The following is a 12,126-nucleotide window of genomic DNA, read 5'->3' as shown; positions in this document are numbered from 1 at the left end:
CCCTTACGTTCCCGGACCCGCCGCCCCGCTCTTGTCGCTGCGCTGTGCGCCGCGACCCTGGCGCTGACCGCTCTTGCCGCCGCCCCGCCCGCCCAGCTCGCCACGGCCGCCGTCGCCCTGCCGTACCAGGACCCCTCCCTTCCGGTGCCCCAGCGGGTCACCGATCTGCTCTCCCGGATGACGCTCGACGACAAGCTCGGGCAGATGACCCAGATCGAGAAGGACGCGCTCGTCCCGCAGTCCGACCTCTCCACCTACCGCATCGGCTCGGTGCTCTCCGGCGGCGACTCGACGGTCAGCCCCAACAACGCCCAGACCTGGGCCGATACCTACGACTCCCTCCAGCGCACCGCCCTCACGACTCCGCTGAGCATCCCGATGATCTACGGCATCGACGCGGTGCACGGCCACAACGCGGTGCGCGGCGCCACCCTCTTCCCGCACAACATCGGCCTCGGTGCCACCCGTGACCCGGCGCTGGTGCAGCGCGTCGGACGGGCGGTGGCCGAGGAGGTGGCCGGTACAGGTATCGACTGGTCCTTCGCGCCGTGTCTGTGCGTGGCCCGCAACGACCGGTGGGGACGCACCTACGAGTCGTTCGGTGAGAAGCCCGAACTGCCCACCGCCATGGCCACGTTCGTCACCGGCATGCAGGGCACGACCCTGGGCGGCGACACGGCGTCGGTACTGGCCACCGCCAAGCACTACATCGGCGACGGCGGCACGACCGGAGGCGTCGACCAGGGCAACACCGAGCTGTCCGAGACCGAGCTGCGGGCGATCCACCTGCCGCCCTTCCAGGAGGCGGTACGGCGGGGCGTGGGCTCGGTGATGCTGTCCTACAGCAGCTGGAACGGCGTGCGCTCGCACGGGCACAAGTACCTGGTCACCGACGTGCTCAAGGGCGAGCTGGGCTTCACCGGCTTCGTCGTCTCGGACTGGGCCGCAGTCGACCAGTTGGACGGGCAGAGCGGTTTCACCGGCGCCGAGATCACCACGTCCGTCAACGCCGGCGTCGACATGGTGATGGTCCCGCACGACTACAAGAAGTTCCTCACCCTGCTGCGCGGCGAGGTGAGCGCCGGGCGGATCCCCCTGACGCGCGTCGACGACGCCAACCGGCGCATCCTCACCAAGAAGTTCCAGCTCGGCCTGTTCGAAAAACCGCTCACCGACCGGTCGTTGACCCTGACCGTGGGCTCCGCCGAGCACCGGGCCCTGGCACGGCAGGCGGTGCGCCAGTCGCAGGTGCTGCTGAAGAACGACGGCGCGATCCTGCCGCTGTCGAAGAACGCCAAGCTGTTCGTGGCCGGCAAGTCCGCCGATGACATCGGCAACCAGAGCGGCGGCTGGACCCTGGGCTGGCAGGGCCGCAGCGGGCCCGTCACCGAGGGCACGACCGTCCTCCAGGGCATTCGCGCCGCCGCGAGCGACCCGTCCCGGATCACCTACGACCGCTACGGCAACGGCATCGACGCTAGCTACACCGCCGCCGTCGCGGTGGTCGGGGAGACGCCGTACGCCGAGATGCACGGCGACCGGCCCGGTTCCATGGGGCTGGACCAGGAGGACCTGCAGACCCTCAGCCGGCTCAAGGCCAGCGGTGTGCCCGTCGTGGTGGTCCTGGTCTCCGGGCGCCCGCTCGACATCGCCGCCCAACTGCCGGACTGGCGCGCCCTGCTGGCGGCCTGGCTGCCCGGCACCGAGGGCGCCGGCGTGTCCGACGTGCTCTTCGGCGACCACGCCCCGACCGGCAAGCTCCCCATGACGTGGATGCGCAGCGCCTCCCAGCAGCCCATCAACGACGGCGACGGCAAGAGCCCGCTCTACGCCTACGGGCACGGCCTGACCTACGGTACCGACCCCGACCCTGACCCCGACCCGGACCCGGAGCCCCAACCCAAGGCCTGCACCGCCCAGTTCAAGGTCGTCTCGGCCTGGTCCGGCGGCTACCAGGCGGAGATGACCGTCAAGAACTCCGGCAGTGCCCCGCTCACCGGCTGGTCCGTCGCCTGGGACCTGAACGGCTCCACCGTCAACAGTCTGTGGAACGGCTCCCTGACCGTGGCCCAAGGCCGCGCGACCGTCCGTAACGCCGCCCACAACGGCGCCCTGTCACCCGGCGCCACCACCTCGTTCGGCTTCACCGCCAACGGCGGTGCGGGCACGCCCGCCCCCCAGTGCACCGGCTCCTGAACGTACGACCGGCACCCCGCACGTACCACCGAGGAGGCACGATGACCCACCCGACCAGAGCCGACGGCGCCTCGCTGCCGCGAACGCGCCGACGACGGTCGGCAGCTCTGGCCACCGCCCTGGCCACCCTGATGCTCGGGGTGGCCGGCCAGATCGCGGGACAGCCCGCGGCAGCGGCGGAACCGCATGTCGACAACCCCTTCGCGGGGGCGAGCTTCTACCTCAACCCCGACTACGCCGAGCACGTGGACACGTCCATCGCGCAGACCTCCGACGCCACGCTCAAGGCGAAGATGGAGAAGGTCAAGAGCTATCCGACCGCCGTCTGGCTGGACCGGATCGCGGCCGTGCACGGCGGTGACGCCAACGCAGGCCGCAAGAGCCTGGCCGACCACCTCGACCTGGCGCTCGCCCAGAAGAAGCCCGGACAGCCGATCACCGCCACCTTCGTGGTGTACGACCTGCCGGGACGCGACTGCGCCGCCCTCGCCTCCAGCGGCGAACTCCCGCTCACCCAGGCGGGTCTGAACCGCTACAAGACCGAGTACATCGACGTCATCGCGAACGTCATGAAGAATCCCAAGTACCAGGACATCCGCATCACCACGGTCGTCGAGCCCGACAGCCTGCCCAACCTGGTCACCAACACCGCCGACCCCGAGTGCGCCCAGGCCAAGAGCAGCGGCATCTACGTCGAGGGCATCCGATACGCCCTGGACAAGCTGCACGCCATCCCGAACGTGTACACCTACCTGGACTACGCGCACTCCGGCTGGCTCGGCTGGGACAACAACCTCACCCAGACCGTGCAGCAGTACACCGAGGTGGCCAAGGGCACCGCGGCCGGGCTGAACAGCGTCAACGGGCTGATCACCAACGTCGCCAACTACACGCCGCTGGAAGAGCCCTTCCTGACCAACCCCGACAAGCAGGTCGGCGGCAACATGGTCAAGTCGAGCAAGTTCTACGAGTGGAACCCCAACTTCGACGAGGTGGACTTCACCAGGAACGTCCACCGGGCTCTGGTCTCGGCGGGCTGGCCCACTTCCACCGGCCTTGTGGTCGACACCTCCCGTAACGGCTGGGGCGGCGCCGCGCGGCCCACCGCGGAGAGCACCAGCACCACTCTCGACACCTACGTCACCGAGTCCAAGGCCGACCGCCGCTCCCACCGTGGACTGTGGTGCAACGCGAGCGGAGCCGGGCTCGGACAGCCGCCGCAGGCCACGCCCTCCGGATACCCCGACTCGCACCTCGACGCCTTCCTGTGGGTCAAGCCGCCGGGGGAGTCCGACGGAGCCAGCAAGGACATCCCCAATGAGGAGGGCAAGCGCGCGGACCCGATGTGCGACCCCGACTACACCGCGTCCAACGCCGGCAACAACAAGACCGGGGCGCTGCCCGACGCACCGCTGGCCGGCCACTGGTTCCACAGCCAGTTCTCGATGCTGGTGCGCAACGCCTACCCCGCGGTGCCGACGGGCGGCACCGATCCGGGTGACACCACCGCCCCGACCACTCCGACCGGACTGCAGGCCACCGCGAAGACCGCGAGCAGCATCTCGCTGGCCTGGACCGCGTCCACCGACAACGTGGGCGTAAGCGGGTACGACGTGTACCGCAACGGCACCCGGGTCGGCTCGCCGACCGCAGGCACCACGTACACGGACACCGGGCTGAGCGCCGCCACGGCTTACAGCTACACGGTGCGGGCCCGTGACGCGGCCGGCAACGTCTCCGCCGCCTCCGCCGCGCTGAGCGTCACCACCGAAACGGGCGGTGGCGGCCCCGACCCGACGGGCGGTCTCAAGGTCGCCTACAAGAACAACGACTCCTCGGCCACCGACAACGCCATCCGCCCCGGCCTGCGGATCACCAACACCGGCAGCGCCGCTCTCGACCTGACCGGCGTGAGCGCCCGCTACTACTTCACCCGGGACAGCGGCTCGCCGACCGTGAACGCCTACTGCGACCACGCCGCGGTCGGCTGCTCCAACGTCAAGCTCAGGGTCGTCCCGCTGAGCACCCCGGTCGCGGGCGCGGACGCCTACCTGGAGGTCGGCTTCTCCGCCGGCTCGCTGGCCGCGGGCCGGGACACCGGTGACCTCCAGCTGCGCATGGCCAAGTCCGACTGGTCAGCGTTCAACGAGGTCGGCGACTACAGCCGCGCCACCGCCACCTCCTACACCGACGCCCCGGCAATCCCCGGCTACCTCGGCACCACCCTGGCCTGGGGCGCACCGCCCGCCTGATCCGCACACCTCCCCACACTCCCTCGCCCGCCCGGCGCGACCTCTTCCCCGGGCGGGCGGGGGCTCCACAGCGGACAGCAAAGCAACGACAGGAGGCACCATGGTTCGACGCAGAAACCGACTCCTCTCCTGGGCGGCGGTGCTCGCCACCCTGCTGGGCGGTCTCGGGCTGGCCTTGCTCGGCCAGGGCAGCGCGCAGGCCCACGGGGTGGCGATGATGCCCGGCTCGCGGACATACCTGTGCTACCAGGACGCCAAGACCGGCACCGGCGCCCTGGACCCGACGAACCCCGCGTGCAAGGCCGCGCTGGCCGAGAGCGGATCGACGGCGCTGTACAACTGGTTCGCCGTGCTCGACTCCAACGCGGGCGGCCGCGGCGCCGGTTACGTACCCGACGGCAAGCTGTGCAGCGCCGGTGACCGCTCCCCGTACAACTTCACCGGCTACAACGCCGCCCGCTCCGACTGGCCCCGCACGCATCTGACCTCCGGGAAGAGCATGCAGGTCCGGTACAGCAACTGGGCGGCGCACCCGGGCGACTTCCGGGTGTACCTGTCGAAGCCCGGCTACTCGCCCAGCTCCCCGCTGGGCTGGGGCGACCTGGAGCTCATCCAGACCGTCACCAACCCGGCCCAGTCGGGCTCGGTGGGTACCGATTCCGGTCACTACTACTGGAACCTGAACCTGCCCTCGGGCCGCTCGGGCGACGCGGTGCTGTTCATCCAGTGGGTGCGCTCGGACAGCCAGGAGAACTTCTTCTCCTGCTCCGACATCGTCTTCGACGGCGGCAACGGCGAGGTGACCGGCATCCGCGGCTCAGGCGGCACCCCGACGCCCACGCCCACGCCAACCCCCACCCCGACCGACCCGCACACCGGCTGTATGGCCGTCTACTCGGTGACCAACGCCTGGAACGGCGGCTTCCAGGGCTCCGTCGAGGTGATGAACCACAACACGGCACCGATGAACGGCTGGGCCGTGCGCTGGCAGCCGGGCACCGGCACCCGGATCAGCAGTGTCTGGAGCGGCACGCTCAGCACCGGGACCGACGGCACGGTCACGGTCAGAAACGCCGACTACAACAGAACCGTCGCCCCGGACGGCAGCGTGACCTTCGGCTTCACCGCCACCTCCACCGGCAACAACCATCCAGTCGGCTCGATCGGCTGCGTCACTCCGTAACAAGCCCCGCCGAGACGCCGGCTCCCCGCGGGGATCCGGCGTCTCGTGTGCGCGCAGCTCAGCGGGCGGGGGCGGCCCACGCGTAGGCGCGATCGCCCTCGTGCCTCCGGCGTTGCCGTGCTGCCCGCGCTGCCGTTCGTGGGCTCCCGCGGCGGTGCCACTGACGCGACCCGAGCCGAGAACGCACTGCGTGCGGCGGCGCCCGGGGCGAAGTGCTGATCAGCACAGACAACGGACTGCGGCTGCGCCCGGCAGGCGGCGACCGCATCAGCGGGTGGATGACCGGATCGACGGGCAGGACTGAGGTGTGACGAGCGGTCACTTCCATGTGAAACGCCCTGACGTGGTGTTTTAGAGTAGCTGCTGCCCGTTTTTCGCGACTCAGTGACCTGTGAGGGACACGCGCACCATGTCGACCGAAACCTTTGAGTTCCAGGTAGAGGCCCGTCAGCTCCTCCAGCTGATGATCCATTCGGTCTACTCGAACAAGGACGTCTTCTTGCGGGAGCTCGTCTCCAATGCCTCGGACGCGCTCGACAAGCTCCGCCTGGCCGCCCTGCGCGACGACGGCCTCGACGTGGACCTGTCCGACCTGCACATCCAGATCGATGTGGACCCGAAGGCCCGTACCCTCACCGTGCGGGACAACGGTATCGGGATGTCGTACGACGAGGTCGGCACATTGATCGGCACCATCGCCAACTCCGGTACGGCCGCCCTCCTCAAGGAACTGGAGGACGCCCAGGACGAGGCCGGCGCGGAGGGGCTGATCGGCCGGTTCGGCATCGGGTTCTATTCCGGATTCATGGTGGCCGACGAGATGACTCTGGTGACCCGGCGCCTCGGCGAGAGCAGCGGCACGCGCTGGTCGTCCCGCGGTGAGGGCACGTATTCGCTGGAGAAGGTCGAGGACGCGCCCCAAGGCACGTCCGTCACCCTGCATCTCAAGCCCGCCGACCCCGAGAACCAGCTGCACGACTACACCTCCACCTGGAAGATCAGGGAGATCGTCAAGCGGTACTCGGACTTCATCACGTGGCCGATCCGCCTCGCCCCCCAGCCGGGCGACGGCGAGGAGACGGCCGAGCCGGAGACGCTGAACTCGCGCAAGGCCCTGTGGGCACGTTCGCGCGAGGAGGTCTCGGCGGAGGAGTACCACGAGCTCTACAAGCACATCAGCCACGACTGGCGCGACCCCCTGGAGACGATCCGGCTCCAGGCCGAAGGCACCTTCGAGTACCAGGCGCTGCTGTTCCTCCCGGCCCACGCCCCGCACGATCTATTCACCCGGGACTTCCGCCGCGGGCTCCAGCTCTACGTCCGACGCGTGCTGATCATGGACGACTGCGAGGCGCTGCTGCCGCCGTACCTCCGCTTCGTCAAGGGCGTCGTGGACGCGCAGGACCTGTCGCTGAACGTCTCCCGGGAGATCCTCCAGCAGGACCGCCACATCCGGATGATCCAGCGTCGGCTGACCAAGAAGGTCCTGTCGTCGGTCAAGGAGATGAAGGCCAACGACCCCGAGAAGTACGCCACGTTCTGGCGTGAGTTCGGCGCCGTGCTGAAGGAGGGGCTGCTCGGCGACCCGGACAACCGCGACGCCATCCTCGCTGTCGCGTCCTTCGCCAGCACCCGTGAGGGCCACGACGAGCCGACGACGCTCCAGCAGTACGTAGAGCGGATGAAGGACGGTCAGGAGCACATCTACTACCTGACCGGCGAGTCCCGGCAGAGCCTCGAGAACTCCCCGCACATGGAGGTGTTCAAGGCCCGGGGCGTCGAGGTCCTGCTGCTGACCGACCCCGTCGACGAGGTGTGGGTCGACGCCGTCGGCGAGTTCGAGGGCAAACAACTGCGCTCAGTTGCCAAGGGCGAGATCGATCTCGACGTCCAGGACGGCGAACAGTCGGACAGTGCACGACAGGAACAGGACGAAAATTACGCGGGCCTGCTGGAGTGGATGAAGGAGCAGCTGGGGGAGGAGGTCAAGGACGTCCGGCTGTCGACCCGCCTGACCGTCTCACCGGCATGTGTTGTCTCCGACGCGCATGACCTCACCCCGGCACTGGAGAACATGTACCGGGCGATGGGCCAGGAAGTGCCGGTCACCAAGCGGATCCTCGAACTCAACCCCGCTCACGCGCTCGTCCGTGGGCTGCAACAGGCATACGCGGAGCAGGAGGACCGGGCGGAGCTCGCCGAGACCGCCCAACTCCTGCACGGACTCGCCGTCCTGGCGGAAGGCGGACAGCCCAAGGATCCCGCGCGGTTCGTCAAGCTGGTGGCGGAACGGCTGGAGCGCACGCTCCGCTGAGCCGGGAGGTCGGCAGGGGGCACGACGGCTGTGCCCCCTGCCGCAGGGGTTCCCCATGCTGTGTCTGGTCAGCACGTACGGCACTTGCTGAAAGCGTGCGCCGTCGTCACCACAACGCGGCGCCCCCGCCCTCACCGGCTGGGGCGTCATCCACGCCTGGGCTGGGGACCTTCGTTCGGATCACCTTGCGGGAGCTAGTGCGCGGAAATCAGCCACCGCCAGCGCCGACGCTCCGTGATGAGGGTGGCGGCGGCCAGCAGGGTCACGGGGACCCGCCCCGATCCCTCCCGGCACAGCACCGCACCGCACACGTGCCCCGATATGACAACGCACCTCGACCTGACACAGGCAAGAAGGTGCTGGACGACTGGCTCAGCGAAGGACGCGATAGCGGATGTGAGTGGCCTCCGGCGTGTCGATCACCCGGATGATCTCCAACTCGATCTGCGACGGCAAGACGTCGAACAGGCGACGGCCATCACCGAGCAGCACCGGAATCTGATGGATCTGCACCTCGTCCAGCACCCCGGCCGCAAGCGCCCGTTGTGCCGTGTACGCGCCACGCACCTGCACGTCCTTGTCCCCGGCGGCTGCCTTGGCCTGTGCCATCGCGCTTTCGATCCCGTCGGTCACGTAGGTCACCAACGGATAGCCCCAACGGGCGGCCGGGCCGGGCGGGCGGTGACTGGGCACGAAGATCGGGAGACCACCGTGATCACCGCCCCAGTGATCCATGAGCTCGGCAGTGCGTCGTCCCGCGAGCACCGCACCGGCTGCGTTCCATTCGTCCTGGAATTGCGCGGCCGGCCCGGACGGCCGGCCGGACTCGTCCTCCGGGTCGGCCCACTTGTGCAGTCGTTCGCCGTCGTCGCCGCCCAGAAAATCGTTGGGATCAGCGATATATCCGTCGAGTGACATCGACATGTCGAGCACTGATACGGACACTTCGGCCTCCTGTGGTGTCGACCCAGACTGGTTCCACTGTGCTGTAGACCCGGCGTGGCGGCATTACTCATCGGCCATCGCGGCGGCAACAGCTCACGTGAGCCTGCTTGCCTCTTGGGCAGCCATCGTCGTCGAGGCGGGGCGAGATCCAGACGGCTGCCGCTTCAAAGGCGGAATACCCCCGCGCTGGACTGTGCGCCTGAGCAGACAGCCGGTCGATCCGGTTGTTGGATCGCTCCTGCATCCGCAAGGGTCAGCTTTGTAGCACCACTGGGAAGTGGGCGAGGGCGACCTGCTCGAAGGGTTGGGCGACCAGCGCTGTGCCGATCTTGCGGAAGCCAAGCCGGGCGGCCTCGACGGCAGACGGAAGTCGAGCGGGTCGGTGAAGGCGAACGCGACCACAGTCGCGCCGTGTGTGTCGACGTAGATCGCCTCGATCTCGGCGTCCCACGCACGGGCGATTCTGCTCCGCTCGGGCGGCGGGCTGCCCTCGGAGAATGCCGAGCGGAGGACGGAACTCCTGGTGGATCGGCTCGCCATCCTCTGGCACACCTTCCCGGCGGGCACGCAGCCGGGGTCCTCGGTCCCCACGGCCCTCTTGGCCGTCGCTCCTGGTCGTTCGCGCCCGCGCCACGCAGCCGCAGATCGCCGGGCTGTACCGCAGTCGGGTCAGTAGAAGGGGGCGCCTGCCTCGAAGCTGCGGTACTCATTGATCACGACCCAGTACGCGGCGCCGGCGCCGTATTGAAACCGTACTGAAACTGTACTGAACAGGAAGCACTCCCGGAGGCGGTCACCCATTGCTGCGGATGAGACAGCCTTCGCGAGAGTCGGAACGGAACGTCCACAGCGCAACGAGACACGTGGTCCGTTGTCTCGGTTTGGGGGAGCGTTCATGCTCAAGGTGAGCATCGTGGTGCCCGTGTACAACGCGGGTCGCTATATCGACTTGTGTGCGCCGTCACTCTTAGGCCAGACGATGGGGGAGGACGCGTACGAGATCGTCTATGTCAATGACGGTTCGACCGACGGCTCCGCGCAGCGCCTGGAGGAGTTGGCCGCCGAGTACGCGCATGTGCGGGTGATCCACCAGGAGAACTCCGGCTGGCCGGGCAAGCCCCGCAATGTCGGGGTCCGGGAGGCGCGCGGGGAGTACGTCCAGTTCGTGGACCAGGACGACGAGCTGACCCCTCAGGCCCTGGAGGTCCTGCACCGGATGGCCGACCGCAACCGCTCGGACATTGTGCTGGGCAAGGTCATCGGCACCATGGCGGGCCCCAGCAACGTCTTCAAACGCACCGTGGAGCGCTGCACGGTCGAGGACGCGCCGTTGATGGAGAGCCTGACCCCGCACAAGATGTTCCGCCGCGCTTTCCTGCTCGCCCATGACCTGAGGTTTCCCGAGGGTCCGGTGCGGCTGGAGGACCAGCTGTTCATGGCCCGCGCCTATGTGCGGGCCAAGACGGTGTCCATCGTCGCCGACCATCCCTGCTACATCTGGAACCGCCGCGAGGACGGCGGCAACACCAGCAGCCGCGCCAGCACCCCCGAGGACTACTACGGCCACCTGCGCACGGTCGTGGAAGCCATCAAGCAGGACACCCCTCCCGGCCCGCTCCAGGACCATCTGCTGCGCCGCTCCTACCGCGTGGAACTCCTGCGCCCGGTGGGCGAGCCGCGCGCCCTGCAGCGCACCGGCAAAGATCTGGAACGCTACTTCGACGTGGTGCGCCGGATGGCGCTGGAGGCCTACCCGCCCGGGGTCCGAGGCGGCCTGCCCGCCCTGACCCGGCTGCGGGCGCACCTGCTGGAGGAGGGCCATCTGGACTCCCTCGTGGAACTGGCCCGCCGCACCCGGACCATCAGGCCCGAGCTGACCGTCGACGACATCCGCTGGCGCGACGGGAAGCTGCACGTGACCACCACGTTCGGCATGCGCCGCGGTGACGGTGAACCCCTCGCCCTGGTCGAGCGCTACGGCCGGATGCTCCTGGATCCCGACCTGCTGGCCGGCATCAAGGGCGCCGAGGGCTGGGAGGCCCCGCACCCGCTGGGCCACGCCCACGGCGAACTCCTGGTCCACGACACGGCCCGCAACCTGTGGTGGTACCCGGATGCCGACCTGACCCCGCGCACCCAGCCACTCGGCGACCGACGCCACCGGGTGGTACTCACCGGCGAGACACCCATCGACCCCCTCACCCTGGCCGGCGGGCGCCCCATGGAACCCGGCACCCACATCGTGTGGGCCAGCGCCCAACTCCTGGGCGTCGGCCGCAGAGCACGCGTCACACACACAACGCGCGGTGCAGGCCCCGAAGCCGGTCTCAGCTTCGGCTCGGCCAGGATCGGCACCCCGCCCCACCTGGTGATCCCGGCCTGGGACGGTCCGGAGGGCCAACTCCGCCTCTCCGTCCGCCCACCAGGCCGAGCCACACTTCCACACCACCTGTACCTGCGCACCACTTCGGCTCCACCCCTCCGCCGGGCGGCCCGCACGGTCCTGCACCGCCTCCCGCCGGACGTCCGCGGCCGGGCAAAGAAACTGGCACGCAAGGCGGATCCCTGGAGCGGCGGCCGGCCATAGCAGTCGCGGCTGCGTGGATGACCGAGAGCTGCTCGCTGCAACAACCTCACCCCGGCCGTGAAGAAGGTGGTCTTCCGCAGCCGCACGTCACCGTAGGACAGAGGGCCTTCACAGATTGCCAGGGTTGGCACCTGGAGCTGCGCCATTGCGGGCGGTGACTGACGGTTCAGCGCAGGGTGCGGACGAACACGTCCCCGATCAGGTTCGTGTCCTCGGGCACCAGTCCCGGGTAGTAGGAGTCGAACACGGCCGTCGACTCGTCCGCGCTCAGCGCCGCGCGCCCCACGGTGACGGGCTTGCCGTCCTGTCCCGGTGACAGCAACTCCTCGTGTCCGGTGCGCAGATCGCGCAGGATCAGCCCCAGCGACCTGCCATCCGCGTCCGCGGTGTTCAGCAGCAGCTTCGAGCCGTGCACCGACAGGTCCGACACCAAGGTGAGATCCGTGGGGGAGTGGCCGTCGTACCGCTGGAGCGTGCCGGTGCGCAGGTCACGGACGAAGGCGTTCCAGCCGCCGTTCGGATCGGCCTGCGGAACCAGGTTGGTGGCCCGTGAGTTGAAACCGACCTTGGAACCGTCGGGACTCAGCACCGGACCGATGGCCGACATGTCGGCCATCGCACCGTCATGGGTGGCATCGGCCTGTACGGT

6 protein-coding genes and 1 pseudogene are annotated in these 12,126 nt (G+C 69.0%); 5 read left to right on the top strand and 2 right to left on the bottom strand.

Annotated features, from left to right (window positions below; translation table 11 throughout):
• From AOJ26_RS02390 to htpG, 4 genes are all read left to right on the top strand, one after another.
• The coding region (locus AOJ26_RS02390; RefSeq protein ID WP_063790215.1) for a glycoside hydrolase family 3 N-terminal domain-containing protein at positions 1-2,196 on the top strand (2,196 nt) is incomplete at its 5' end.
• A 41-nt stretch (positions 2,197-2,237) separates the two neighbouring features.
• Complete coding sequence (locus AOJ26_RS02385; RefSeq protein ID WP_053846469.1) at positions 2,238-4,448, top strand: glycoside hydrolase family 6 protein; 2,211 nt, start codon at positions 2,238-2,240, stop codon at positions 4,446-4,448.
• Between the two features lie 100 nt (positions 4,449-4,548).
• Positions 4,549-5,631: a lytic polysaccharide monooxygenase gene (locus AOJ26_RS02380; RefSeq protein ID WP_053846468.1), complete on the top strand. Its 1,083-nt coding sequence runs from the start codon at positions 4,549-4,551 to the stop codon at positions 5,629-5,631.
• A gap of 409 nt (positions 5,632-6,040) precedes the next feature.
• Complete coding sequence (gene htpG, locus AOJ26_RS02375; protein ID WP_053846467.1) at positions 6,041-7,945, top strand: molecular chaperone HtpG; 1,905 nt, start codon at positions 6,041-6,043, stop codon at positions 7,943-7,945.
• A 372-nt stretch (positions 7,946-8,317) separates the two neighbouring features.
• On the opposite strand, the gene AOJ26_RS02370 is transcribed toward htpG, so the two are convergent.
• A complete protein-coding gene (locus AOJ26_RS02370) occupies positions 8,318-8,890 on the bottom strand; it encodes a dihydrofolate reductase family protein (protein WP_053846466.1) in 573 nt (190 codons plus the stop codon).
• An 895-nt stretch (positions 8,891-9,785) separates the two neighbouring features.
• Between AOJ26_RS02370 and AOJ26_RS02365 the strand changes: the two genes are divergently transcribed.
• A complete protein-coding gene (locus tag AOJ26_RS02365) occupies positions 9,786-11,477 on the top strand; it encodes a glycosyltransferase (RefSeq protein WP_053846465.1) in 1,692 nt (563 codons plus the stop codon).
• A gap of 166 nt (positions 11,478-11,643) precedes the next feature.
• On the opposite strand, the pseudogene AOJ26_RS02360 reads toward AOJ26_RS02365, so the two are convergent.
• A pseudogene (locus AOJ26_RS02360) lies at positions 11,644-12,126 on the bottom strand (hypothetical protein); the annotation flags it as partial.

Source organism: Streptomyces sp. NRRL B-24085 (assembly GCF_001282115.1).
Taxonomy (GTDB): domain Bacteria; phylum Actinomycetota; class Actinomycetes; order Streptomycetales; family Streptomycetaceae; genus Streptomyces.
Note: the sequence above shows the minus strand (reverse complement) of the source record. Positions and strands in the feature narration are given on the sequence as shown.